The following is a 25,918-nucleotide window of genomic DNA, read 5'->3' as shown; positions in this document are numbered from 1 at the left end:
CGAATGTCGGACCTCCTTCGTAGAATCGACGGTGATGACCATCACCTCTGACCGCGGTACCGCGACCTCCGGCCGGAGCGCCTTCGGCGACTCCGCCACCACCGAGCCGGCCGACCTCGAGCCCGCAGACCAGCACCTCCCCGGTGGGGCTGCACCGCACGACACCTCGACGCTCAGCGTCCGTGGTGCGCGCGTGCACAACCTGCGCGACGTCGACCTCGAGATCCCGCGCGACTCCCTCGTCGTGTTCACCGGCCTGTCCGGTTCGGGGAAGTCCTCGTTGGCGTTCGACACGATCTTCGCCGAGGGACAGCGGCGCTACGTCGAGTCGCTCTCGGCGTACGCGCGGCAGTTCCTCGGGCAGGTGGACCGCCCCGACGTCGACTTCATCGAGGGGCTGTCGCCAGCGGTCTCGATCGACCAGAAGTCGACGAACCGCAACCCGCGGTCGACGGTCGGCACCATCACCGAGGTCTACGACTACATGCGCCTGCTCTGGGCGCGCATCGGGATCCCGCACTGCCCGACGTGTGGCGAGGTCATCAGCAAGCAGACGGTCCAGCAGATCGCGGACCAGCTCATGACCCAGGAGACCGGTACCCGGTTCCAGGTCCTGGCCCCGATCGTCTCCAAGAAGAAGGGCGAGTTCGTCGACCTCTTCCAGGAGCTCGCGGCGTCCGGCTACTCGCGCGCGATCGTCGACGGCGAGCGGATCCAGCTGAGCAGCCCGCCCACGCTCAAGAAGCAGGTCAAGCACGACATCTCGGTGATCGTCGACCGACTGGTGGCGAGCGACGACATCCTCGGCCGCCTCACCGACTCCCTCGAGACGGCGCTGCGCCTGACGAACGGCACGGTCGCGATCGACCTCGTCGACCACGAAGGGCCCGGCGCGGTCCGGACCTACTCCGAGAACCTGTCGTGCCCGAACAACCACCCGCTGGCGCTCACCGAGATCGAGCCGCGGACGTTCTCGTTCAACGCCCCGTTCGGTGCCTGCCCGGAGTGCTCCGGCCTCGGCACGCGCATGTCGGTCGACCCCGACCTGGTGCTCGGCGACCCGGAAGCCTCGCTCGCCGACGGTGTCCTCCTGCCCTGGACCGGCACGAGCGGGCTGTACTCGTACTTCGAGAAGCTCCTCGCCGGTCTCGGCAAGGAACTCGGCTTCCGGCTCGACACCCCCTGGAACCAGCTCGACGCGTCCGTGCAGGCAGCGATCCTCACCGGCAAGGACTTCGAGGTCTCGGTGTCCTGGCGCAACCGCTTCGGGCGCGAGATGCGCTACACCAGCGGCTTCGAAGGCGTGATGCCGTACATCGAGCGCAAGTTCGCCGAGGCAGAGTCCGACTCCCAGCGGCAGCGCTTCCAGGGGTACCTGCGCGAGGTCCCGTGCCCGGTGTGCGACGGCACCCGTCTCAAGCCAGAGGTCCTCGCCGTGACCGTGGCGGACCGCAGCATCGCGGACGTGACCGAGCTCAGCCTCGACAACGCGTACGCGTTCATGGAGACCCTGACCCTCACCGAGCGTGAAGCCCACATCGCCGCGGCAGTGCTGCGCGAGATCCGGGCGCGCCTCGAGTTCCTGCTCGAGGTCGGGCTCAACTACCTCACGCTGTCCCGCGGCGCCGGTTCGCTGTCGGGTGGCGAAGCGCAGCGCATCCGGCTCGCGACCCAGATCGGGTCGGGGCTGACGGGCGTGCTCTACGTCCTCGACGAGCCGAGCATCGGGCTGCACCAGCGGGACAACCGCCGGCTGATCGACACGCTCGTGAAGCTGAAGAACCTCGGCAACACCCTCATCGTCGTCGAGCACGACGAGGACACGATCCGCACGGCGGACTGGGTCGTCGACATCGGTCCTGGTGCCGGGGTCAACGGCGGCAACGTCGTGCACTCGGGCTCGTACGAGGGCATCATCGAGAACCGCGAGTCGATCACGGGCGACTACCTCGCCGGGCGTCGCATGATCGAGATGCCGTCGGAGCGCCGGAAGATCAACAAGAAGCGCGTGATCAGCGTGCAGGGCGCCCGCGCCAACAACCTCAAGGAAGTCGACGTCGACTTCCCGCTCGGGGTGTTCACCGCGGTGACCGGCGTCAGCGGTTCCGGCAAGTCGACGCTGGTGAACGACATCCTCTACAAGGTGCTCGCGAACCAGCTCAACGGCGCACGGCACATCGCCGGCAAGCACACCCGCGTCAAGGGGCTCGACCAGCTCGACAAGGTGGTCCACGTCGACCAGGCACCGATCGGCCGCACTCCGCGGTCGAACCCGGCGACCTACACGGGTGTGTTCGACCGGATCCGGCAGCTCTTCGCCGAGACCCCGGAAGCGAAGGCCCGCGGCTACCAGCCCGGTCGCTTCAGCTTCAACGTCAAGGGCGGTCGCTGCGAGAACTGTTCCGGCGACGGCACGATCAAGATCGAGATGAACTTCCTCCCCGACGTCTACGTCGCGTGCGAAGTCTGCGGTGGCGCGCGGTACAACCGCGAGACGCTGCAGGTGCACTACAAGGGCAAGGACATCTCCGAGGTCCTCGACATGCCGATCAGCGAGGCGGCCGAGTTCTTCGAGCCGATCTCCGCGATCCACCGCTACATGGCGACCCTCGTCGACGTGGGTCTCGGGTACGTCCGCCTCGGCCAGAGTGCGACGACCCTCTCCGGCGGCGAGGCGCAGCGCGTGAAGCTCGCGACGGAACTCCAGCGCCGGTCCAACGGCCGCACCGTGTACGTGCTCGACGAGCCGACGACGGGCCTGCACTTCGAGGACGTCCGGAAGCTGCTGCTCGTGCTGCAGGGCCTCGTCGACAAGGGCAACACCGTGATCACGATCGAGCACAACCTCGACGTCATCAAGTCGGCTGACTGGCTCATCGACATGGGTCCGGAAGGTGGTTCCGGTGGTGGCACCGTCCTGGCGACGGGCACCCCGGAGTTCGTCGCGGACGTCCCCGAGAGCCACACCGGTGTCTTCCTGCGCGAGATCTTCGACGCGCAGGACGCCCGCGTGGGCAAGGAGCGCTCCGTCGGCGCCCGCACGGTCACGGAGACCGGCACGCTGAAGCGCGGCACGAAGGCGGGTGCTCGGTAGGTGGCGGACACCGTCCCGTGGCGTCCGAAGGCGGGGGAGATCCCGACCGATCCGGGCGTCTACCGATGGCGTGACGGCAACGGCCGGGTGCTCTACGTCGGCAAGGCGAAGAACCTCCGGGCGCGGCTCAGCAACTACTTCGCGCCGCTGCCGACGCTGCACGAGCGCACCCGCCGGATGGTCCTCACGGCGAAGAGCGTCGAGTGGACGACCGTCGGGTCCGAGATCGAGGCGCTCCAGCTCGAGTACACGTGGATCAAGGAGTTCGATCCGCCGTTCAACGTGAAGTTCCGGGACGACAAGTCGTACCCGTACATGGCGATCACGATGGCGGACGAAGCACCACGGGTGATGGTGACGCGGAACCGGAAGATCAAGGGCGCGAAGTACTTCGGGCCGTACCCGAAGATCTGGGCCGTGCACGACACGATCGACCTGATGATCAAGGTGTTCCCGATCCGCACCTGCTCCGACTCCTCGTACAAGCGCGCGATGCAGACCGGCAAGCCGTGCTTCCCCGGGCAGATCGGCAAGTGCGGCGGACCGTGTTCGCAGCGGGTCACGATCGCGGAGCACCGTGCCCTGGTCGAGGAGTTCGTCCGGTTCATGGCGAGCTACGACCGCCGGGTGATCACCGAACTCCGGCAGCGCATGGGTGCCTCCGCCGACGCGATGCAGTACGAGCAGGCCGCGAAGTACCGCGACCAGGTCGAGGCGCTCGAGGCCGTCCTCGAGAAGTCGGCCGTCGTGCTCCGCGACTCGGTGGACCTCGACCTGTTCGGCATCGCCGAGGACGAGCTCGCCGCAGCCGTGCAGCTGTTCTCGGTCCGCGGCGGTCGCATCCGCGGTGTCCGCGGCTGGGTCGTGGACAAGGAGCTCGACATCTCGACGGGCGACCTGGTCGAACAGATCGTGCAGGGCAACTACGCCGATGGCACGGCCGAGTCCGATCCGCCCCGAGAGGTCGTCGTCCCGGAGCTCCCCGACGACGCCGACGCGCTGCAGCAGTGGCTCAGCGACCGTCGCGGCGGCCGGGGGACCAAGCTCAGCACCGCGCAGCGCGGAGACCGGGCCGGCCTCGCACGGACGGCGTCGCAGAACGCGCAGCAGGCGCTGATGCTCTACAAGACCAAGCGCTCGGCCGACTACACCACGCGTGCTGCAGCCCTGGCCGACATCCAGGAAGCGCTCGGCATGACCGAGGCGCCGCTGCGGATGGAGTGCTACGACATCTCGCACCTGCAGGGCACGAACGTCGTGGCGTCGATGGTCGTGTTCGAGGACGGGCTGCCCCGGAAGGACCAGTACCGGCGGTACTCGATCGCGGAGACCCGCGACGACACCGACAGCATGCACCAGGTGCTGACCCGTCGGCTCGCGCGCCTCGACGAGGACGCCGAGCTTCCCGAGCAGCCGGACCAGAACGCGGACGGCGTGGTCGCGGTGGAGAAGCCCACGAAGCGGTTCGCGTACCGCCCGCAGCTGCTCATCGTCGACGGCGGCCAGCCCCAGGTCCAGGCGGCGAAGCGGGCGATGGACGAAGCCGGTGTCACCGACATTGCGCTGGTCGGCATCGCCAAGCGGCTCGAGGAACTCTGGCTGCCGGACGACGACTTCCCGGTGATCCTGCCCCGAAACTCCGAGGCGCTCTTCCTCATCCAACGCATCCGCGACGAGGCGCACCGGTTCGCGATCACCCACCAGCGGGGACGGCGCAAGCGCGACGTCCGCACGCAGCTCTCGGAGATCCCGGGCCTCGGGCCGAGCCGGGTGAGTGCGCTGTTGAAGCACTTCGGCTCGGTGGCGCGGCTGCGGTCCGCCACGGCGGACGAGATCGCCGAGGTCAACGGGGTGGGTCCGGCGACCGCCGCTGCGGTGGTCAGGAAGCTGACGACGGTGCCGACGAGCACGCCGACCGGCGAGTCGCCGACGAGCGCGCCCCAGCCGGCGGAGCCGGGTGCGCAGGACACGGACGCGACCCGCTCAGGAGGCCCGGTGCAGGTCCCGGAGACGACCGCTGACGGTCCGCACCTGCCTGCATGACACGTGACGAGCCTCCAGGCCGGCCTGCGGACCGCGCGTGTCGGGGGATAGCCTTGTCCGCGAGCCCAACCGACCCGAGACCACCCGGCCGGGCCGTCCCGGAGAGCCCTGGCGACGCGCCCGGGCAGCGACGACGGAGCACATCTCCCAGATGACCGACACCGAACCGAAGCCCCAGCACGACGTCCTCATCGTCACCGGGATGTCCGGTGCGGGCAGGTCGACCGTCGGCAAGGCCCTCGAGGACCTCGACTGGTACGTCGTCGACAACCTGCCGACCCAGATGCTCGGTCCGCTGACCGACCTCGCCGACCGGGCGGGGGAGAAGATCCCGAAGCTCGCTGCGGTGGTCGACGTGCGTGGCGGGCGGCACTTCACCGACCCCGAAGCCGCCGTCGAGCAGCTGCGTGCGAGCACCTCCGCACGGGTGCGCGTGCTGTTCCTCGAGGCGACGGACCAGGTGCTCGTCCGACGGTTCGAGCAGGTCCGCCGACCGCACCCGCTGCAGGGCGAGGACACGCTGCTGGACGGCATCGCCCGTGAGCGCCAGCGACTCCTCGGTCTCCGAGAGGCGTCGGACGTGATCATCGACACCTCGGACCTCAACATCCACCAGCTCGCGAACACCGTCATCGAGAAGTTCGCCGAGGACCGCTTCACGGGTGTTCAGGTGACGCTGATGAGCTTCGGGTTCAAGTACGGGCTGCCGCCGGACGCGGACATGGTCGCCGACGTGCGGTTCCTCCCGAACCCGTACTGGGTGCCGGAACTCCGGCCGCACACGGGCCTCGACGAGCCCGTCTCGGACTACGTCCTGGCCCAGTCCGGTGCCCGTCCGTTCGTGGACCGGTACGCCGCAGTGCTGGAGCCCGTCCTGGACGGCTACCAGCGCGAGAACAAAAGACACGCTACGATCGCCATCGGCTGTACCGGCGGGAAGCACCGCTCGGTCGCCATCGTCGCCGAGTTGGCGAGTCTCCTCCGTGGGATGCCCAACGTCGCCGTGCGTGTGAAGAACCGAGATCTCGGCCGGGAGTGACCGTCCCACCGGCCGCTCCACACGGCTGCGCCACCGGGACCGACGAGCCCCACCACCAGAAACGTTAGGAATGATGCTGTGCCGTTGACTGCCGAGGTCAAGGACGAACTGGCCAGGGTCGTCGTGGGCCGCAACACGGTCCGTGCCGCCGAGCTCGCGACCGTGCTGCGCTTCGCGGGCGGGCTGCACGTGATCTCCGGCCGCATCGCCGTCGAGGTCGAGCTCGACACCCGGATCATCGTGCACCGTGTCCGCAAGGACCTCGCCGAGCTCTACGGTGTCCGCAGCGAGGCCTCGGTGGGCTCCTCGGCGTCCGCTCGGCGTGGCACCCGCTACCTGGTCCGCGTGCTCGAGGCCGGGGAGACCCTCGCACGCCAGACCGGGCTGATGGACGCCCGCCGTCGTCCGGTCCGCGGGCTGCCGAACCGGCTGACCACCGGGAACCGCGAGGACCTCGCCGCGATCTGGCGCGGTGCGTTCCTCGCAGCCGGCACCCTGACCGACCCGGGTCGCGCCGCAGCGCTCGAGGTGACCTGCCCCGGCAACGAGGCGGCGATGGCCCTGGTGGGAGCCGCGTCGCGTCTCGGGATCGCCGCGAAGGGCCGTGAGGTCCGCGGGGTGCACCGCGTCGTCATCCGCGACGGCGAGGCCATCGGGCAGATGCTCACGGTGATGGGTGCAGCGCGCACCACCGCCGAGTGGGAGGAGATGCGCCAGCGCCGGGAGGTCCGCGCGACCGCCAACCGCCTGGTGAACTTCGACGACGCGAACCTCCGCCGCTCGGCCCAGGCCGCGGTCGCAGCGTGCGCACGGGTCGAGCGCGCACTCGAGATCCTCGGCGACGAGGTCCCCGACCACCTGCAGTACGCCGGGTCCCTGCGGCTCGCACACCGGGACGCGTCGCTCGACGAACTCGGCCAGCACGCCGACCCGCCCATGACGAAGGACGCCATCGCCGGCCGCATCCGCCGCCTCCTCGCGATGGCCGACAAGCGTGCCGCGGAACTCGACATCCCGGGCACCGAGGCCAGCGTCCCCGAGGAGCTCGAGGGCGCCTGAGGCCCCCTCGTCCGACCCGTCCCGGCGTGGCGCTTCCTGGACGTCACACGGGCGGGCGCTGATGCTCCGACTGCTAGGGTCGTTACGGCGACGTTACGGGGCGTATCGTCACCACACGCGGGCCCGACGAGGGCTCGCGACTCCGAAAGCAGCGCCCCCTGGGCGCTCCACACCCACCAGGAGATCCATTGACCGTCAAGATCGGCATCAACGGCTTCGGCCGCATCGGCCGTAACTTCTTCCGGGCCGCCCTCGCCAAGGGCAGCGACCTCGAGATCGTGGCGGTGAACGACCTCACCGACAACGCCGCGCTGGCGAACCTGCTGAAGTTCGACTCCATCACGGGCCGTCTCGGCGTTTCCGTCGAGCTCGACGGCGACAACATCGTCGTCGACGGCAAGCCGATCAAGGTCCTCGCGGAGCGCGACCCCGCCAACCTCCCATGGGGCGAGCTGGGTGTCGACATCGTCATCGAGTCGACCGGGTTCTTCACCAAGGCCGCCGACGCGCAGAAGCACATCGACGCCGGCGCCAAGAAGGTCATCATCTCCGCCCCGGCCACGGGTGACGACGTCACCATCGTGCTCGGTGTGAACGAGGACCAGTACGACCCGGCGAACCACAACATCATCTCGAACGCCTCGTGCACCACGAACAGCCTCGCGCCGCTCGCCAAGGTGTTCAACGACAAGTTCGGGATCGAGCGCGGTCTCATGACCACGGTCCACGCCTACACCGCCGACCAGAACCTCCAGGACGGCCCGCACAAGGACCCGCGTCGCGCCCGCGCCGCTGCCCTCAACATCGTGCCGACCTCGACCGGTGCCGCCAAGGCCATCGGTCAGGTCATGCCGGAGCTCGCCGGCAAGCTCGACGGCTTCGCCCTCCGCGTGCCGGTCCCGACCGGGTCGATCACCGACCTGACGCTCGAGACCAAGGCCGACGTCACCGTCGACGAGATCAACGCCGCCTACAAGGAGGCCGCTGAGGGACCCCTCAAGGGCATCCTGCTGTACAGCGAGGACCCGCTGGTGTCGACCGACATCACCACGGACCCGCACTCGTCGATCTACGACTCCGGCCTGACCAAGGTCATCGGCGGTCTCGTGAAGATCACGTCGTGGTACGACAACGAGTGGGGCTACTCGAACCGCCTCGTCGACCTGACCGAGTTCGTGGGCGAGCGACTCTGAGCATGACCCTCCGCACCCTCGAGGACCTCGGCGACCTCGCCGGCAAGCGTGTCGTCGTCCGCTGTGACCTGAACGTCCCGCTCAAGGACGGCGTGATCACGGACGACGGCCGCGTGCGGGCGTCGCTCGCGACGCTCGACACGCTCATCAACGCCGGCGCGCGCGTCATCGTCATCTCCCACCTCGGCCGTCCCGATGGGTCGCCGGCGCCGGAGTACTCGCTGGCCCCGGTGGCCCAGCGCCTCTCCGAGCTGCTCGGGAAAGAGGTGACGTTCGTCGGTGAGACCGTCGGCGACGACGCCACCGCGGCCGCTGAGGCCCTCGGGGACGGCGACGTCCTGCTGCTCGAGAACCTCCGCTTCAACCCGGAGGAGACCTCGAAGGACGCCGCCGTGCGCGGTGGCTTCGCGGACCGCATCGCCGCCATGGCCGACGCCTTCGTGTCGGACGGCTTCGGCGTCGTGCACCGCAAGCAGGCCTCCGTGTACGAGCTCGCCTCTGCGCTGCCCTCGGCAGCCGGTGAGCTCATCGAGACCGAACTCCGCGTGCTCGAGCGTCTGACCACGAACCCGGAGCGCCCCTACACGGTGGTGCTCGGCGGCTCGAAGGTCAGCGACAAGCTCGGCGTGATCGACCACCTGCTCCCGCAGGTGGACACGCTGTGCATCGGTGGTGGGATGCTCTTCACCTTCCTCGCGGCGCAGGGCCACGGTGTCGCCAAGTCCCTGCTCGAGCAGGACCAGCTCGACGTCGTGCGCTCCTACCTGACCAAGGCCGACGAGCTGGGCGTGACGATCGACCTGCCGACCGACGTCGTCGTGGCGTCCGGCTTTTCCGCAGACGCCGACCACGAGACGGTCGCCGCCGATGCCATCGAGTCCTCCTCGTTCGGTGCCGACGGCATCGGTCTCGACATCGGCCCGGAGACGGCGGCGCGGTTCGCGTCGGCGGTGTCCGGTTCGAAGACCGTGTTCTGGAACGGGCCGATGGGCGTGTTCGAGTTCCCGGCCTTCGCCGCGGGCACGAAGACCGTCGCGCAGGCGCTCACCGAGGTCGACGGGCTCGGGGTCGTCGGCGGTGGCGACTCCGCTGCTGCCGTCCGGTCCCTCGGGTTCTCGGACGACCAGTTCGGGCACATCTCGACCGGCGGCGGTGCGAGCCTCGAGTTCCTCGAGGGCAAGTCGCTCCCCGGTCTCGAAGCACTGGGGTGGGCCCGATGACGCGTACTCCTTTCATTGCGGGCAACTGGAAGATGAACCTGGATCACCTCCAGGCCATCGCCACCGTGCAGAAGCTCGCGTGGACGCTGAAGGACGCTCGCCACGACTTCGACGACGTCGAGGTCGCGGTGTTCCCGCCCTTCACGGACCTCCGCAGCGTGCAGACGCTCATCTCGGCGGACAAGCTCCCGATCCGCTTCGGTGCGCAGGACCTCTCCCAGCACGACTCCGGCGCCTACACGGGCGACGTCTCCGGCGCGTTCCTCGCTGCCCTCGACGCCGCGTACGTGATCGTCGGGCACTCCGAACGTCGCACCGTCCACGGTGAGACCGACGAGATCGTCGCGGCGAAGACCGCCGCCGCCGTCAAGCACGGACTCGTGCCGGTCGTCTGCGTCGGCGAGACCGGCGAGCAGCGCGAGAGCCGCGGAGCCGGTGTCGTGCCGGTCGAGCAGCTCCAGGTCGTGCTCGACGCGGTCAAGCCGTCCGAGATCGTCGTCGCGTACGAGCCGGTCTGGGCGATCGGCTCCGGCCAGGCGGCCACCGCAGAGCAGGCGCAGGACGAATGCGCAGCACTCCGTCGCGGGATCGCCGCGGCGTGGGGCGACGAGGCTGCTGCCGAGACCCGCGTGCTCTACGGCGGCTCCGTGAAGTCGGGCAACATCGCGGGCTTCCTGCGCGAGCCCGACGTCGACGGCGCGCTCGTCGGTGGGGCGTCGCTCGACGTCCAGGAGTTCGCGGCCATCGCGCGCTTCCGCCAGCACGTCGGCCTCTGACACACCGTTCCGTCCGGGGTACCGGCCGAGCCCAGCTCGGCCGGTATACTCGTACGGCTGACTGACACGAAAGGTACGTCGTGGCGATTCTCTCCGTCGTGCTGCAGGTGCTCCTCGCTATCACGAGTCTCCTGCTCACGCTTCTCATCCTCCTGCACAAGGGCCGCGGTGGCGGTCTCTCCGACATGTTCGGCGGTGGTGTGACGAGCAACCTCGGGGCGTCCGGCGTGGCCGAGCGCAACCTCAACCGGATCACGGTGATCCTCGGTCTCCTCTGGATCGTGTCGATCATCGTGCTCGGGCTCATCAACAAGTTCACGGCGGGGAGCTGATCCATGGCAACCGGAGGCAGTGCAATCCGGGGTTCGCGCGTCGGCGCGGGCCCGATGGGGGAGCAGGACCGCGGGGTCCAGGCAGAGCGTGTGGCGATCTCGTACTGGGACGCCCTCGGCAACGAGGTCGTGCGGTACTTCTCCGCCACCCTGCCGGACGAGGAGATCCCCGAGACGGTCGACTCGCCGTCCACCGGGCTCCCGGCCGGTCGTGACAAGGAGAACCCGCCGCAGGTCACGAAGACCGAGCCGTACAAGACCCACCTCGCGTACGTGAAGGAACGCCGCACCGAAGAGGAAGCCGAGCAGCTCCTCGAGGACGCGCTCCAGCAGCTCCGGCAGCGTCGCGGTACCGCGAAGTAGCACCAGACGTCACGAAGGCCCCCGCACTCCGGTGCGGGGGCCTTCGTCGTGTCGCAGCACGCTCGCGAGGCTCTGCGAGGCTCTGCGAGGCTCTGCGAGGCTCTGCGAGGCTCTGCGAGTGGTCACAACACCCCGCCCGTGCGCCGCCGACCGGTCGGAACGTGTCGCTCGGGGCCTCGTCGAGCGACTGTTCGTGACCGCTCGGCGGACGTGAGCGGGGTGTTGTGACCGGTCGGCGGGCCTGCCACCCGGCACCTCTGCGTGCCGGCACGGCCCGCGTGCCGGCACGGCCCGCGTGCCGGCACGGCCCGCGTGCCGGCATGGCCCGCATGCCGGCGCGGCCCGCGTCGCGGCATCCCGCACCACACGGAAGACGGGAGGCACGGTGCCAGCTGGCACCGTGCCTCCCGTCCGGAAGTGCGCGCGTCAGTACGTCGACGCGATGAGGTTCTCCGGGACGTCACGTGCGGCGTCCTGGTCCACGAAGAACACCGTGCGCTTGCGGCCCTGCACGCCACCGACGGGGACCTCGTCCACCGAGGCGCCGGCGAGGGCGAGTCCGAGCACGGACGCCTTCTCGGCACCGGAGAGGATCACCCAGACCCGCTGCGACGCGTTGATCGCCGGGTAGGTCAGGGTGAGCCGCTGCGGCGGCGGCTTGGGGGAGTCGTCGACCGACAGCACGACGCGGTCGGTGACGGTGAGCTGCGGGAACTCCGGGAAGAGCGACGCCGTGTGCCCGTCCGGGCCGACGCCGAGCAACGTGATGTCGAACTTCGGCGCGACGGCCGAGTCTGGCGCAGCAGCCTGGAGCTCGCGCTCGTACTGCGTCGCCGCTTCGTCGATGGTCAGGCCGGCGTCCGATGCCGCCATCGGGTGGATGTTCTCCGCCGGGATCGCGACGTGGTCGAAGAAGTCCGTCTGCGTGCCGGTGATGTTGCGGTCCGCGTCACCCTCCGGCACCCAGCGCTCGTCGACCCACCACACGTGCACCTTCGACCAGTCGACGCTCTCGCGCGCCGGGGACTGACCGATGGCCGCGAGGACCAGGGACGACACCGAACCACCGCTGATCGCGATGTCGGCACGCTCCTGCTCGTCGAGCACGTCGATGATCTTCGTGATGAACCGTGCGGCGACGGAGGCGCCGAGGGCCTGCTTGTCCGGGTGCACCAGCACCCGCCGTTCGTTGGTCACGTGACTCCCGTGTTCGTGGTGCGGCCACCCGATGTGACCGCCGTCGGTCCGGCCGGCCGGTCCCCGTCGTGACGACGGCGGCAGACCGACCGGACCGCTGTGGAGCTGATCAGCCCGCGACGGAATCGCGGAGCTGGGCCACCCCGTGCTTGACGACGTCCCCGAAGAGGACGTCTGGGTCGAGTCTACGGAGTTCCTCGGCCAGGCAGTCGCGCAGGTTGCGGCGTGGCAGGGACAGATCGTGCGTCGGCTGGCCGGGCATCGACAGGGTCGCGACGTCGACCAGGGAACGCTCGAGCTCGATCGTCCCGCTCTCGCGCACCAGGGAGACGCCGTGGATGCCGCTCGACCCGGTCGCGCGCGGCGACGTGACGACGGACACGGGCACCTGGAGCTGCAGCCGCAGCCACGCGGCGAGGAGGATCGTCGACGGGCTGTCGCTCGCCCCCGAGACCTCGACGCCGGTGATCGGCTCGTACGGCGGCTGGTCGAGCGCCGCGGCGAGCTGGTTCCGCCACAGGGTCAAGCGGGTCCACGCGAAGTCGGTGTCACCCGGCACGTAGGACGCTCCGAGCGCCGCGATCGCGATGCTCGGGTCCTTCTGGGCAGCGGCATCCGTGATCCGGCGCTGCGCGATGCGACCGAGCGAGGACTCGGACGGCTTCGACGGCGCGATGCCGGGCCACCAGGCGACGACGGGCGCGTCCGGCAGCAGGAGGCCGGTGACCAGGCTCTCCTCGTCGGTGGCCGTCTCGCCGTAGGCACGGAGCACGATGACCTCGCTCGCGCCGGCGTCGCTCCCCACGCGGATCTGGGCGTCGAGGCGACCGGGCGAGTGGATGTCGCCGTCGTTCTTCGACACGATGATCACGCGCATCGGGTGCTCGCGCGATGCCTCGTTCGCGGCCGCGATCGCCTCTTCCTCGTGGCCGAGAGCCGTCGAGATGATGAGCGTCAGGACACGGCCGAGTGCGACGGCGCCGCCCTCTTCGCGGATGTGGACCAGGGTCTTCTGGATCTTCGAGACCGTGGTGTTCGGCAGATCGATCTTCATGGACGCCTCCAGGTCCGGCCGTCGCGGGCGAGCAGGTCGTCGGCCGAAGCCGGACCCCACGTGCCGGGACGGTACTGCTCGGGCTGGCCCTGCGTGGCCCAGAACTCCTCGATCGGGTCGAGGATCTTCCAGGACAGCTCGACCTCCTGGTGCCGCGGGAAGAGCGGCGGGTCACCGAGGAGCACGTCGAGGATGAGTCGCTCGTACGCCTCCGGCGATGCCTCGGTGAACGCGTGGCCGTAGCCGAAGTCCATCGTCACGTCGCGCACCTGGGTGCCGACGCCCGGGACCTTCGACCCGAAGCGCAGCGTCACGCCCTCGTCCGGCTGGACGCGGATGACGAGTGCGTTCTGGCCGAGCGGGGACTGCGGGATGCCGAACACGTCCTCGGGGACGCGCTTGAACACGATCGCGATCTCCGTGACGCGGCGGCCGAGGCGCTTGCCGGCGCGCAGGTAGAACGGGACGCCCTGCCACCGACGCGTGGCGATGTTCAGCTTGATGGCCGCGAACGTCTCCGTGCCGGACTCCGGGTTCATCCCCGCTTCTTCGAGGAAGCCGAGGACCTTCTCGCCGCCCTGCCAGCCGCCGGCGTACTGCCCGCGGGCGGTGGCGGTCGACAGGTCGTCCGGGAGCTCCACCGCGGAGAGCACCTTCTCCTTCTCGGCGCGGAGGTGACCGGCCTTGAACGAGACGGGCTCTTCCATCGCGGTGAGTGCGAGGAGCTGGAGCAGGTGGTTCTGGATGACGTCGCGCGCAGCGCCGATGCCGTCGTAGTACGCGGCACGTCCGGCGACGCCGATGTCCTCGGCCATCGTGATCTGCACGTGGTCGACGTAGTTCGAGTTCCAGATGGGTTCGTACATCTGGTTCGCGAACCGCAGCGTCAGGAGGTTCTGGACCGTCTCCTTGCCGAGGTAGTGGTCGATGCGGAACACGTCATCGGGAGCGAAGACGCTCTCGACGATCGCGTTCAGCTCGCGCGCGGTACGGAGGTCGGAGCCGAACGGCTTCTCCACCACGACGCGACTCCAGGAACCGTCCCGCTTCTCGGTCAGGCCGGACAGCTTCAGCTGCTCGGTGACGACCGGGAACATCTTCGGGGGGATCGAGAGGTAGAACGCGTGGTTGCCGAGCGTCCCGCGTTCGGCGTCGAGTGCGTCGACCGTCTCCTTGAGCTGGACGAACGCGTCGGGGTCGTCGAAGGACCCCTGGACGAAGCGGATGCCCTGTTCGAGCTGCCGCCAGACGTCCTCGTCGAAGGGAGTACGCGAGTGCTCCTTGACCGCGTCGTGGACGAGCTGGGAGAAGTCTTGGTCCTCCCAGTCACGTCGAGCGAACCCGACCAGCGCGAATCCAGGAGGCAGGAGCCCCCGGTTCGCGAGGTCGTACACCGCGGGCATCAGCTTCTTGCGGGACAGGTCGCCCGTCACGCCGAAGATGATGAGGGTACTGGGACCCGCGATGCGGTTCAGTCGACGATCCGTGGGCAGCCGGAGCGGGTTGTGCTCCGGGGTGATCGCCACCGGTGACATGTGTCGGTGAACTCCTTTTGGTGTCAGGAACGTACTGCGGCCGTGAGCGCCTGTGCGAGCGCGGGAACGTCCCGCGTCGACAGGGTCAGGACCGGGCGCCCGTGCTGCGCGAGGACGCTGGCGTCCCCCGCTGCCTGCGCCCGGATGAGCTGGCCGAAGGTGAAGGGGCGGCCGGGGACGTCGAGGTCTGCCTGGTCGTCGGAGACGATCTGCAGGAACGCGCCGTTCGCGGGACCGCCCTTGTGGTACTGCCCGGTCGAGTGGAGGAACCGGGGGCCGTACCCGAAGGTGACGGGGCGGCCGGTGCGCGCCGCGAGCAGGTCGCGGATCGGTTCGAGGGACTGGCTCGTCGTGCGGTCGACGTACGCCTGGACGGCGACGTAGCCGTGGTCGCCGAGACCGGACAGGAGGCCCGTCACGGCCTGGGCGATGGTGGTGCCCGGTTCGGAGCCGGTCGCCGTCACCGCCGTGCCCGCTTCCTCGAAGGCGGGTTCCGGTCGCGGGGAGCCGTCGCCGGCTCCGCCGTCGAGCAGGGCTCGCGCGGCGACCTTGGCGGCCTCGACGTCGGGCTGGTCGAAGGGGTTGATCCCCATGAGGCGACCGGCCACTGCGACCGCGTACTCCCAGACCAGGATCTGGCCGCCGAGCGTGCCGTCGATCTCGGCCTCGTTCGGAGCCACGTGGCGTTCGGCCCCGCGCGACCCGACGATGCGGATGATCTGCATGTCCGCCGGAACGCTCGTGACCTCGGGGGAGTCCGGGGTGAGGACGACGGGCAGGAGCCCGAGCCCGTCCTTGCCGGTGGACTCGGCGAGGAGCTGTTCGATCCAGTCGCCGAACCCGACGATGTGGGTGCCGTCCGGGACGATGCCGATCTTCGACACCTTCGGATCGACGCTCATGAGGACCGCGCCGAGCACGAGCCCGGGGTTCTCGTCGGTGTCGACGGCGAGGAGCGCCGAGATGGCGTCGGCCTCGTCGAGGAGCTCCTGGATGTCCGCTCCGGCCAGACCGGACGGCACGAGGCCGAACGCGGTGAGTGCGGAGAACCGGCCGCCGACGTTCGGGTCGGCGGTGAACACCCGGTAGCCGGCGTCGCGAGCGGACGCCTCGAGCGGCGAACCCGGGTCGGTGACGACGACGATGCGCTGCGCCGGGTCGATCCCGGCATCGCGGAACGCCTGCTCGTACACGCGGCGCTGAGCGTCGGTCTCGATCGTGGAACCGGACTTCGACGAGACGACGAGGACGGTGCGCTCGAGGTCGTGCTCCACCGCGGCCCGGACCTGTGCCGGGTTCGTCGAGTCGAGGATCGTCAGCGGGACGCCGTACGTCCGCGTGATGACCTCAGGAGCGAGCGACGATCCCCCCATGCCGGCGAGCACGACGTGGTCGACTCCCTCGGCACGGAGGGAGTCGCGCAGGGCCTCGATCTGCGCCACGAGGGGGGTGGAGACCGAGACGGCCTCCACCCATCCGAGGCGCTTGGACGCCTCGGCCTCGGCTGCCGGACCCCAGAGCTCGGGGTCCTCCGCGGTGATCCCCGACGCGACCAGGTCGGCGACGAGCTGCGGGACCATCAGGTCGATGGCCCGCGCGGCGTCACCGGTGGCTGCGATGGAGACCGTCACTTACTTGCTGGCGTTCTCGAGAGCGGTCTTGACGGTCTCGACGAGCTCACCCCAGGACACGATGAACTTGTCGACGCCCTCCTTCTCGAGGAGCGCGACGACGTCGTCGTAGTCGATGCCGACGGCGGCGAGCTGGTCCATGACGCCGTTGGCGGCGTCGTAGGAGCCGGAGATCGCGTCACCGTGGACCTGGCCGTGGTCGAACGTGGCCTCGAGGGTCTTGCCCGGCATGGTGTTGACCGTGTGCGGGGCGGCGAGCTCGGTCACGTAGAGCGTGTCGGAGAGCGACGGGTCCTTGACACCGGTCGAGGCCCACAGCGGACGCTGCGTGTTGGCACCGGCCTCGAGGAGGCCCTTGGCGCGCTCGGAGTCGAACGCCTGCTCCCAGACCTGGTAGGCGAGCTGCGCGTTGGCGACGCCGGCCTTGGACTTGAGGGCCTTCGCCTCGTCCGAGCCGATCGCGTCGAGACGCTTGTCGATCTCGGTGTCGACGCGCGACACGAAGAACGAGGCGACCGAGTGGATCTTCGAGAGGTCGTGGCCAGCGGCCTTCGCCTTCTCGAGGCCACCGAGGTAGGCGTCGATGACGGCGCGGTAGCGCTCGAGCGAGAAGATCAGGGTGACGTTGACGGAGATGCCGGCGCCGATGACCTCGGTGATCGCCTCGAGGCCCTCGAGCGTCGCGGGGATCTTGATGAGGACGTTCTCGCGGCCGACCTTCTCGTACAGGAACTTGGCCTGCTCGATGGTCTTCGCGGTGTCGTGGGCGAGGCCCGGCTCGACCTCGATCGAGACGCGGCCGTCGAAGCCCTTGGTGTCGTCGTAGATCGCCTTGAAGCGATCCGACGCGTTCGCGACGTCCTGCGTGGTGATCTCGAAGATCGCGTCGGTGACCTCGGTGCCAGCGGCGGCGAGCTCCTTGACCTGCGAGTCGTAGCGCTCGCCCTTGGCGAGTGCCGACGCGAAGATCGTCGGGTTGGTGGTCACGCCGACGACGTTGCGGTCCTCGATGAGGCCGTCGAGACGGCCGGTCTCGAGGAGCTCGCGGGAGAGGTCGTCGAGCCAGATGCTCACGCCGACGGCGGAGAGCTCGGCGGTGGGGGTGGTGTCAGCCATGTGTTTCTCTTCTTCTTTCGTCGACCGGCCCGCGTCGCGGAGGTGATGCGGGCCCTGGTGTCGTGGTGTGGGGCCGGGAGGCGACTGGCGGAGCCGAGCCGGGCCTCCCGGAAGAAGGGCCGGATCCGGCGAACCGGACCCGGCCCATCAGGGTCAGGAAGCCGCGATGGATTCCTTCGCGGCGGCCACGACGTGCTCCGTCGTGAAGCCGAACTCCTTGAAGAGCGTCTGGTAGTCGGCCGACGCACCGAAGTGCTCGATCGAGACGCTGCGGCCCTTGTCGCCGACGATGTCGCGCCAGCTCATCGCGATCCCGGCCTCGACCGAGACACGCGCGGTGACGTCCTTCGGCAGGACCTGGTCCTGGTAGTTCTCGCTCTGGGCGCGGAACCACTCGAGCGACGGGGCGCTCACGACGCGGGCGTTGATGCCCTCGGCCTTGAGCTGCTCACGGGCCTCGACCGCGATCTGCACCTCGGAGCCGGTCGCGATGAGGATGACGTCCGGGGTGCCGTTCGGCGCCTCGGCCAGGACGTACGCGCCCTTGCCGACGTTCTTCGCGGAGGCGAAGACCTCGCCGGACGCGTCACCGTCGCCACGCTCGAAGACGGGGAGGTTCTGGCGGCTCAGCGCGATGCCGGCCGGGCGGTCCTGGTGCCCCAGCATCTCGAGCCACGCGTACGCGACCTCGTTGGCGTCGGCCGGACGGACGACGTCGAGACCCGGGATCGCGCGCAGTGCGGAGAGCTGCTCGATCGGCTGGTGCGTCGGGCCGTCCTCACCGAGGGCGACGGAGTCGTGTGTCCAGACGTAGATCGCCGGCGCCTGCATGAGCGCGGCGAGACGGACGGCCGGGCGCATGTAGTCGCTGAAGATGAGGAACGTGCCGCCGAAGGGGCGGGTGTTCCCGTGCAGGACGATGCCGGACAGGATCGAGCCCATCGCGTGCTCACGGATGCCGAAGTGCAGCACGCGGCCGTACGGGTCGGTGCTCCAGGCCTTGGTGGCCGCGTCGAGCGGGCCGAAGGACTTGGCGCCCTCGATCGTGGTGAGGTTCGACTCCGCGAGGTCCGCGGAACCGCCCCAGAACTCGGGCATCAGCGGCGCGATGGCGTTGATGACCTTGCCGGACGCGGCGCGGGTGGAGACGGCCTTGTCGGTCGGGAACTCCGGCAGCGCTGCCTCGAGGCCCTCGGGGAGGGTCTTCGACATGACGCGGTCGAACAGTTCCTTCTGCTCCGGGTGAGACTCGGCCCACGCGTCGAAGGTCTTCTGCCACTCGGCGTGCTGGGCCTGGCCCTTGGCGATCGCGCCACGGGTGTACTCGAGGACCTCGGGGTCGACGTGGAAGGTCTGCTCGGGGTCGAAGCCGAGGACCTCCTTGAGGCCCTTGATCTCCTCGGCGCCGAGCGCGGAGCCGTGGATCTTGCCGGAGTTCTGCTTCGTCGGCGACGGCCAGCCGATGATCGTCTTCAGGACGATGAGCGACGGCTTGGTCGACTCCGCCTTGGCGGCCTCGATCGCGGCGTACAGGGACTCGACGTCCTCGGTGTACTCGCCGGTCTTCTTCCAGTCGACGGTCTGGACGTGCCAGCCGAGGGCCTCGTAGCGGTCCGGGACGCTCTCCGAGAAGGAGATGTCGGTGTCGTCCTCGATCGAGATCTGGTTCGAGTCGTAGAAGACGACCAGGCGACCGAGCTGCTGACGGCCCGCGAGGCTCGCTGCCTCGTTGGTGACGCCCTCCTGCATGTCGCCGTCACCGGCGATCACGTAGGTGAAGTGGTCGAAGGGCGACTGGCCCTCGCCGGCTTCTGCGTCGAAGAGGCCGCGCTCGTAGCGCTGCGCGTACCCGAAGCCCACGGCGGACGCGAGGCCCTGGCCGAGCGGGCCGGTGGTGATCTCGACACCGTCGGTGTGGCCGTACTCCGGGTGACCCGGGGTCTTGGAGCCCCACTTGCGGAGGTGCTGGAGGTCCTCGAGCTCGAGGCCGTAGCCGTGCAGGTAGAACTGCACGTACTGGAGGATCGATGCGTGTCCAGCGGAGAGGATGAACCGGTCACGGCCGATCCACGTGGAGTCGCTCGGGTCGCGGTGCATCACCTTCTGGAAGAGGAGGTGTGCGAGCGGCGCGAGGCTCATCGCGGTGCCGGGGTGACCGTTGCCGGCGGCCTCGACCGCATCGGCGGCGAGAACGCGGGCCGTGTCGACAGCCTTCCGGTCGATGGCGTCCCAGGTGAATTCAGCCACTTGGATGTTGACCCTTCTGTAGCGACATGTGCGAGGGCTCGTGCCATCGCACGGACATGGTTCCCATCCCGGGGCTCCGTCGTGTCGCCGTCACCGGCGGCCGACCGGCGCATTTTCGCGGCCGGCTTCGTCGGGGCACACTGCGGGAGGGCGTCTCCAGCATAGTGACCCGCCACTCAGAAGGGGTTCAGGTGACCCCCGATGTTCATGGACGCGGTCCTCGCGTGTTGCCGCTCCGGGCGTGTCGCCTGCTGTTCCGCGGTTCTGCGGCGGTCTCGGGACGCATCGCGTCGACTTCTCCACCGGATGGGGAGCGGGGCATCGTCGCGGCGCTTCCATCACGTAAACTGTCGATGACCCGTGAACATTCCGGGTCAGCGCATGCCCGGACGCCGATGGCGTCGTCCACCGAGCGTGCGAGCTGAAGCGAACAGACTGAGGTCCCCTTGCCGACTGCCACCGTGACCAGGCCCGACACCGAGCGTCGCTCGACGCTGTCCCGCAAGGTCCGAGCGTACGTCTCGCTGACGAAGCCGCGCGTGATGGAGCTGCTGCTCGTCACGACGGCGCCGACGATGTTCCTCGCCGAGCGCGGGGTGCCGAACCTGTGGCTGGTCTTCTGGACGCTGCTGGGCGGCGCGATGTCGGCCGGGTCGGCGTCGGCGTTCAACTGCTACATCGACCGCGACATCGACCGCCTCATGAAGCGGACCAGCACGCGGCCGCTCGTCACCGGTGAGCTCTCGGATCGTGAAGCCCTGGTGTTCTCGTGGGTACTCGCGGTCGGATCGACCGCGGTGCTCGGGTTCCTGGTCAACTGGCTCGCCGCAGCGCTCAGCGTCGCCGCGATCCTGATCTACGTCTTCGTCTACACGCTGTGGCTCAAGCGCCGCACGCCGCAGAACATCGTCTGGGGCGGATCAGCCGGTTGCATGCCCGTGCTCATCGGCTGGGCGGCCGTCACGGGGTCGCTGACCTGGGCGCCCGTGATCCTCTTCATGGTGATCTTCCTCTGGACGCCGCCGCACTACTGGCCGCTGTCGATGAAGTACCGCGACGACTACGACGCCGCCGACGTGCCGATGCTCGCCGTCGTCCGGGGCCGCACGGTCGTCGGTCTGCAGGTCGTGCTGTACGCGTGGGCGACGCTCGTCTGCTCGCTGCTGCTCATCCCGGTCGCACACATGGGGCCGCTCTACACGGTCGTTGCGCTCGCGGGCGGTGTCTGGTTCGTCGTGGAGTCGCACAAGCTCTACAACCGGGCGATCCAGCACGTGGAGCAGGTCCAGCCGATGCGGGTCTTCCACAGTTCGATCACCTACCTGACGCTGCTCTTTATCGCGGTGGGCATCGACCCCCTGCTCCCGCAGGTCTTCACCTTCTAGGCACTGCGGCCCTGGGGCTGGCGCGCCGCCGCGGGCGTGCCGCCGCGGGCGTGCCGCCGCGGGCGTGCCGCCGCGGGCGTGCCGCCGCGGGCGGCCGTTTCCCGCGTGGGAAGTCGAAACGCGCGTAGGTGGTCGGATTTTCCGACCACCTACGCGCGTTTCTGCTTTCCATCACGCCCGTTGTGGGCGGGAACGGGCGGAGCGGTCGGACGGGAGGCTCGTGGCGGGCCCGCCACGAGCCTCCCGTCCGACCGTGCCCGGCACGTGACGCAGCGCCCCGCGGGTGTGCGCGTCCGGATGCGAAAGCGACAGTGTCCGCCCGGATCCCGGGCGGACACTGTCGCTTTCGCGGGTGGCGGGTGGCGGGTGGCGGGTGCGGCGGGGGTCAGCGGGGCAGGGGCTCCCGGACCGCCTGGCGGCCACCCGATGCCCGCGTGGACAGCGTCACGACGGTGACGGCACCGACGAGCAGGCCAGCGAGGACCATGTGCGTGCCGACCAGCCCGACCGGCAGCCCGGTGCGGGCCTGGGTCAGGCCGACGGCGATCTGCACGAACTCCACGACGAGCAGGACGAGCGCCCACCGGCTGGAGAGGTGCAGTCGCACGGCACCGACGACGAGCACCAGGGTCAGCGCGAAGAGGACGTACGCCGGGACCGCGTGCACGTGCTGCAGGATCGCCGGGTCGAGCCCCGTGCGGTGCAGGCGGCCGCCGTCGACCGCTTCGTCCGCGCCGGCGTGCGGGCCGCTGCCCGTGGTCAGGATGCCGATGAGGACCGTGACGGCGGTGGCGGCGATCGTGCCCCGGACGACGCCGACGTACCAGCCAGGGACCAGCCGCGACGCGGTGCGAGGCCCGTTCATCGACCGGTAGACGAGCGTGGCCGTCACCGCGGTCAGGAGCGTCGACACGACGAAGTGCAGCCCGACGACGTAGGGGTTCAGGTTCGTGAGGACGCTCAGACCACCGATGACCGCCTGCACGGGGATCGCTGCGCCCTGGGCGAACGCGAGCCAGAACAACTCGGGGCGGGTACGACGCATCCGGACGACCAGGAGGAACATCGCGATGGCCACGACCACGAGCACGAAGGTCAGCAGACGGTTGCCGAACTCGATGATCCCGTGCACGCCCATCTCCGGCGTCGACACGAGCGAGTCGGCGGTGCATCGGGGCCAGGTCGGGCATCCGAGGCCGGACGCGGTGAGGCGGACGAGCCCACCCGTGCCGATCAGGACGACCTCGACGACGAACGACGCCCAGGCGAGGACGACCACCCGCTGGTCGACGACGCGGGGGAGGGACCACCACCTGGTCCGGGTCTCCTGGCCGACGGGGGATCCGACGCGTGTCACGAGGGTGGTGCCTTCCTGTTGTTCCGTGCAGTGAACCTGTAGGATTCGAGGGTTCAGCAGCAGTCAAGTCTAGGCAGGCGCCGGCTCCGAATGGGCCGAGATCGCCGATCATGCCCAGGACTGCGTGGAACCATGACGTTGCGAGGTAGCAGCACCGTGATCGCCCTGTCGGCGGTTCGCGATGGAATGGCGCCCGACGCCGACCGGTTGGAACCGGAAGCTGCCACGAGAAGGAAACGAGGAGACCATGTCCGACGTGCTCATCGACCGTCCAGAACTCGAAGGGCTCGGCCAGTACGAATTCGGCTGGTCCGACTCCGACTCCGCCGGTGCCTCGGCACGTCGCGGGATCTCGGAAGAGGTCGTCACCGACATCTCGAACCTCAAGAACGAGCCCGAGTGGATGCTGAAGAACCGGCTCAAGGGCCTGCAGCTCTTTGGCCGGAAGCCCATGCCGACGTGGGGTGCCGACCTGACGGGCATCGACTTCGACAACATCAAGTACTTCGTGCGCTCCACGGAGAAGCAGGCGCAGTCGTGGGAGGACCTCCCCGAGGACATCCGCGCCACCTACGAGAAGCTCGGCATCCCCGAGGCTGAGCGCCAGCGCCTCGTCGCCGGGGTCGCCGCGCAGTACGAGTCCGAGGTGGTCTACCACCAGATCCGCGAGGACCTGGAGCAGCAGGGTGTCATCTTCATGGACACCGACACGGCCCTCCGCGAGCACCCCGAGATCTTCGAGGAGTACTTCGGCACCGTGATCCCGGCCGGCGACAACAAGTTCGCCGCGCTGAACACGGCCGTGTGGTCCGGCGGCTCGTTCGTCTACGTCCCGAAGGGCGTCCACGTCGAGATCCCGCTGCAGGCCTACTTCCGGATCAACACCGAGAACATGGGCCAGTTCGAGCGGACGCTGATCATCGCGGACGAGGACTCCTACGTCCACTACATCGAGGGCTGCACCGCCCCGATCTACAAGTCGGACTCCCTGCACTCGGCCGTCGTCGAGATCATCGTGAAGAAGAACGCCCGCGTGCGCTACACGACGATCCAGAACTGGTCGAACAACGTCTACAACCTCGTCACCAAGCGTGCGATCGCGCACGAGGGCGCCACGATGGAGTGGATCGACGGCAACATCGGATCCAAGGTCACGATGAAGTACCCGTCGATCTACCTCGCCGGTGAGCACGCCAAGGGCGAGACGCTCTCGGTCGCCTTCGCGGGCCCCGGCCAGCACCAGGACGCCGGGGCGAAGATGATCCACATGGCGCCGTACACGACGTCCTCGATCGTCTCGAAGTCGATCGCCCGTGGCGGCGGCCGTGCCGGGTACCGCGGCGAGGTCCGGGTCGACCCGAGTGCGCACCACGCGGCCAACACGGTCCGCTGCGACGCGCTCCTCGTCGACACGATCAGCCGGTCGGACACGTACCCGGCGATCGACATCCGTGTGGACGACGTCCAGCTCGGGCACGAGGCGACGGTGTCGCGCGTGAGCGAAGAGCAGCTGTTCTACCTCATGTCCCGCGGCATGGCAGAAGACGAGGCGATGGCGATGATCGTCCGCGGCTTCATCGAGCCGATCGCCCGCGAGCTCCCGATGGAGTACGCACTCGAACTCAACAAGCTCATCGAGATGAGCATGGAAGGATCCGTCGGCTAGATGTCCAGCCCCACCCAGACACCCCGCATCGACCAGCCGATCGAGCCTGCGTCCGCCACGGTCCAGCACGGCGCGAAGGCGCACTCCGACGGCGGATGGGACTCCAAGGTCCCCGTCCAGACCCGTTCGGCGCGCCCGCAGTCGGGCGACATCGACGACTTCCCGACGGTCACCGGCCGAGAGGTCAACTGGAAGTTCGCGCCGCTCGACAAGCTCGCACCGCTCCTCGCGGGTGGGCTCGACGGCTCCGCGTACCCGTTCCTGGCGACGGAGACCGACGGCGCCGACGTGGAGTGGGGCCGCAGTGACGACCCCCGCGTCGGCACGGCGGGCCTCCCGGAGGACCGGGCGGCGGCCGCTGCCTGGACCGCGCGTGACGCCGTCCTCGCCGTGACGATCAAGGCGACCGAGTCCTACGAGTCGATCACCATCACCCGCTCGGACTTCGGCACGCAGCCCCGCGCTGCGCACACCGTCGTCACGGCCGAGCCGAACGCGCAGGGCATCGTCGTCATCGACAACCGCGGTTCGGCGCTCCTCAGCGAGAACATCGAGATCGTCGTCGGCGACAACGCCCGCCTGACGGTCGTGTCGCTGCAGGACTGGGCCGACGACACCGTCCACGTGTCGACGCAGTTCGCCGAGGTCGGCCGCGACGCCTTCCTCAAGCACGTGGTGGTCTCGCTCGGCGGCGACGTCGTCCGGGTCAACCCGTCGACGCACCTCGGTGCCCAGGGCGCCGACACCGAGATGTACGGCGTGTACTTCGCTGATGCGGGTCAGTACATCGAGCAGCAGGTCTACGTGAACCACGACGCGCCGAACACGCGCGGTCGGGTCAACTACAAGGGGGCGCTCCAGGGTCAGGGTGCGCACACCGTCTGGATCGGCGACGTGCTCATCGGCCGCGCCGGCGACGACACCGACTCGTACGAGCAGAACCGCAACCTCGTCCTGACCGACGGCACCCGCGCGGACAGCATCCCGAACCTCGAGATCGAGACGGGCAACATCCAGGGCGCCGGGCACGCGAGTGCGACCGGTCGGTTCGACGACGAGCAGCTGTTCTACCTGCAGGCCCGCGGCATCCCGGAAGAAGAAGCACGCCGACTCGTCGTGCTCGGCTTCCTCGTCGAGGTCATCCAGAAGATCGGGGCCCCCGAGCTCGAGGAACGCCTCATCGCCGCCGTCGAGCAGGAGCTCACCGAGGGGCGGACCGTGCTCGTCGCGCCGTCGGCCGAGGCGGACGGCTCGGACGCCTGATGGCCGAGAAGGTCTGCGCCGAGGGCGACATCGCGGTGGACAGCCCGATGCGCGTCGTCGTCGACGGCACCGCTGTGGCGATCGTCAAGGACTCCGCGGGCACGGTGCACGCCATCGGTGACACGTGCACGCACGGGGACATCTCCCTCGCCGAGGGCTTCGTCGAGGGCGACTCGCTCGAGTGCTGGGCGCACGGGTCCCGCTTCTCGTTGACCACCGGCAAGCCGCAGAACTTCCCCGCGTACGAGCCCGTCCCGGTCTTCCGGGTCGAGGTCCGCGACGGCGACGTCTACGTCGACGTGCACGACCCCGTCCCCGTCGACTAGCGACCCCAACTCTTCCCCGCGG

Annotated in this window: 20 protein-coding genes; 13 read left to right on the top strand and 7 right to left on the bottom strand. The window is 69.3% G+C overall.

Annotation, left to right across the window (positions count from 1 at the left end; all coding sequences use genetic code 11):
• The first annotated feature begins 34 nt into the window (after window positions 1-34).
• The 9 genes from uvrA to QK288_RS12600 all read left to right on the top strand — a co-directional run bounded on the left by uvrA (window position 35) and on the right by QK288_RS12600 (window position 11,119).
• Window positions 35-3,094: an excinuclease ABC subunit UvrA gene (gene uvrA / locus QK288_RS12640; protein ID WP_281264658.1), complete on the top strand. Its 3,060-nt coding sequence runs from the start codon at window positions 35-37 to the stop codon at window positions 3,092-3,094.
• Window positions 3,095-5,137 (top strand): excinuclease ABC subunit UvrC, encoded by a 2,043-nt coding sequence (gene uvrC / locus QK288_RS12635; protein WP_281264657.1) that lies wholly within the window; start codon window positions 3,095-3,097, stop codon window positions 5,135-5,137.
• A gap of 151 nt (window positions 5,138-5,288) precedes the next feature.
• Window positions 5,289-6,176 carry an RNase adapter RapZ gene (gene rapZ / locus QK288_RS12630; RefSeq protein WP_281264656.1) on the top strand — a complete coding sequence of 296 codons (888 nt, stop codon included), beginning with the start codon at window positions 5,289-5,291 and terminating at the stop codon, window positions 6,174-6,176.
• Between the two features lie 78 nt (window positions 6,177-6,254).
• Window positions 6,255-7,235, top strand: a complete 981-nt coding sequence (gene whiA / locus QK288_RS12625; protein WP_281264655.1) for a DNA-binding protein WhiA — start codon at window positions 6,255-6,257, stop codon at window positions 7,233-7,235.
• A 188-nt stretch (window positions 7,236-7,423) separates the two neighbouring features.
• The gene (gene gap / locus QK288_RS12620; protein ID WP_281264654.1) at window positions 7,424-8,428 is read left to right on the top strand and encodes a type I glyceraldehyde-3-phosphate dehydrogenase; all 1,005 of its coding nucleotides are present in this window, start codon (window positions 7,424-7,426) and stop codon (window positions 8,426-8,428) included.
• A gap of 2 nt (window positions 8,429-8,430) precedes the next feature.
• A complete protein-coding gene (locus QK288_RS12615) occupies window positions 8,431-9,648 on the top strand; it encodes a phosphoglycerate kinase (protein ID WP_281264653.1) in 1,218 nt (405 codons plus the stop codon).
• Window positions 9,636-10,424, top strand: coding sequence for a triose-phosphate isomerase (gene tpiA, locus QK288_RS12610; protein ID WP_281264652.1), 789 nt, complete (start codon window positions 9,636-9,638; stop codon window positions 10,422-10,424). Before QK288_RS12615 ends, tpiA begins: the two co-directional genes overlap by 13 nt.
• A gap of 80 nt (window positions 10,425-10,504) precedes the next feature.
• The gene (secG, locus tag QK288_RS12605; RefSeq protein ID WP_056124375.1) at window positions 10,505-10,756 is read left to right on the top strand and encodes a preprotein translocase subunit SecG; all 252 of its coding nucleotides are present in this window, start codon (window positions 10,505-10,507) and stop codon (window positions 10,754-10,756) included.
• 3 nt (window positions 10,757-10,759) lie between these two features.
• The gene (locus tag QK288_RS12600; protein ID WP_281264651.1) at window positions 10,760-11,119 is read left to right on the top strand and encodes an RNA polymerase-binding protein RbpA; all 360 of its coding nucleotides are present in this window, start codon (window positions 10,760-10,762) and stop codon (window positions 11,117-11,119) included.
• Between the two features lie 426 nt (window positions 11,120-11,545).
• On the opposite strand, the gene pgl is transcribed toward QK288_RS12600, so the two are convergent.
• The 6 genes from pgl to tkt all read right to left on the bottom strand — a co-directional run bounded on the left by pgl (window position 11,546) and on the right by tkt (window position 19,899).
• Entirely contained in the window at window positions 11,546-12,316 is a 771-nt protein-coding gene (pgl, locus tag QK288_RS12595) for a 6-phosphogluconolactonase (protein WP_281264650.1), read from the bottom strand.
• A gap of 109 nt (window positions 12,317-12,425) precedes the next feature.
• Entirely contained in the window at window positions 12,426-13,370 is a 945-nt protein-coding gene (locus tag QK288_RS12590) for a glucose-6-phosphate dehydrogenase assembly protein OpcA (RefSeq protein ID WP_281264649.1), read from the bottom strand.
• Entirely contained in the window at window positions 13,367-14,905 is a 1,539-nt protein-coding gene (gene zwf / locus QK288_RS12585) for a glucose-6-phosphate dehydrogenase (RefSeq protein WP_281264648.1), read from the bottom strand. Before zwf ends, QK288_RS12590 begins: the two co-directional genes overlap by 4 nt.
• 23 nt (window positions 14,906-14,928) lie before the next feature.
• On the bottom strand, window positions 14,929-16,536 hold the full coding sequence (locus tag QK288_RS12580) for a glucose-6-phosphate isomerase (protein WP_281264647.1): 1,608 nt from the start codon (window positions 16,534-16,536) through the stop codon (window positions 14,929-14,931).
• Window positions 16,537-17,652 carry a transaldolase gene (tal, locus tag QK288_RS12575; protein WP_281264646.1) on the bottom strand — a complete coding sequence of 372 codons (1,116 nt, stop codon included), beginning with the start codon at window positions 17,650-17,652 and terminating at the stop codon, window positions 16,537-16,539.
• Between the two features lie 153 nt (window positions 17,653-17,805).
• On the bottom strand, window positions 17,806-19,899 hold the full coding sequence (gene tkt, locus QK288_RS12570; RefSeq protein ID WP_281264645.1) for a transketolase: 2,094 nt from the start codon (window positions 19,897-19,899) through the stop codon (window positions 17,806-17,808).
• A 461-nt stretch (window positions 19,900-20,360) separates the two neighbouring features.
• On the opposite strand from tkt, the gene QK288_RS12565 reads away from it, so the two are divergent.
• Window positions 20,361-21,284, top strand: a complete 924-nt coding sequence (locus QK288_RS12565) for a heme o synthase (protein WP_281264644.1) — start codon at window positions 20,361-20,363, stop codon at window positions 21,282-21,284.
• A gap of 385 nt (window positions 21,285-21,669) precedes the next feature.
• On the opposite strand, the gene QK288_RS12560 is transcribed toward QK288_RS12565, so the two are convergent.
• Entirely contained in the window at window positions 21,670-22,641 is a 972-nt protein-coding gene (locus tag QK288_RS12560; RefSeq protein ID WP_281264643.1) for a COX15/CtaA family protein, read from the bottom strand.
• A gap of 247 nt (window positions 22,642-22,888) precedes the next feature.
• Between QK288_RS12560 and sufB the strand changes: the two genes are divergently transcribed.
• Genes sufB through QK288_RS12545 form a run of 3 tightly spaced genes read left to right on the top strand, consistent with a single transcriptional unit; the run spans window position 22,889 to window position 25,896 of the window.
• On the top strand, window positions 22,889-24,307 hold the full coding sequence (sufB, locus tag QK288_RS12555; RefSeq protein WP_281264642.1) for a Fe-S cluster assembly protein SufB: 1,419 nt from the start codon (window positions 22,889-22,891) through the stop codon (window positions 24,305-24,307).
• Window positions 24,308-25,570, top strand: a complete 1,263-nt coding sequence (sufD, locus tag QK288_RS12550) for a Fe-S cluster assembly protein SufD (RefSeq protein WP_281264641.1) — start codon at window positions 24,308-24,310, stop codon at window positions 25,568-25,570.
• Window positions 25,570-25,896, top strand: coding sequence for a non-heme iron oxygenase ferredoxin subunit (locus QK288_RS12545; RefSeq protein WP_281264640.1), 327 nt, complete (start codon window positions 25,570-25,572; stop codon window positions 25,894-25,896). The genes sufD and QK288_RS12545 overlap by 1 nt, the downstream gene beginning before the upstream one ends.
• Window positions 25,897-25,918 lie beyond the last annotated feature (22 nt).

The sequence above is a fragment of the Curtobacterium sp. 9128 genome (assembly GCF_900086645.1).
Taxonomy (GTDB): Bacteria; Actinomycetota; Actinomycetes; order Actinomycetales; family Microbacteriaceae; genus Curtobacterium.
Note: the sequence above shows the minus strand (reverse complement) of the source record. Positions and strands in the feature narration are given on the sequence as shown.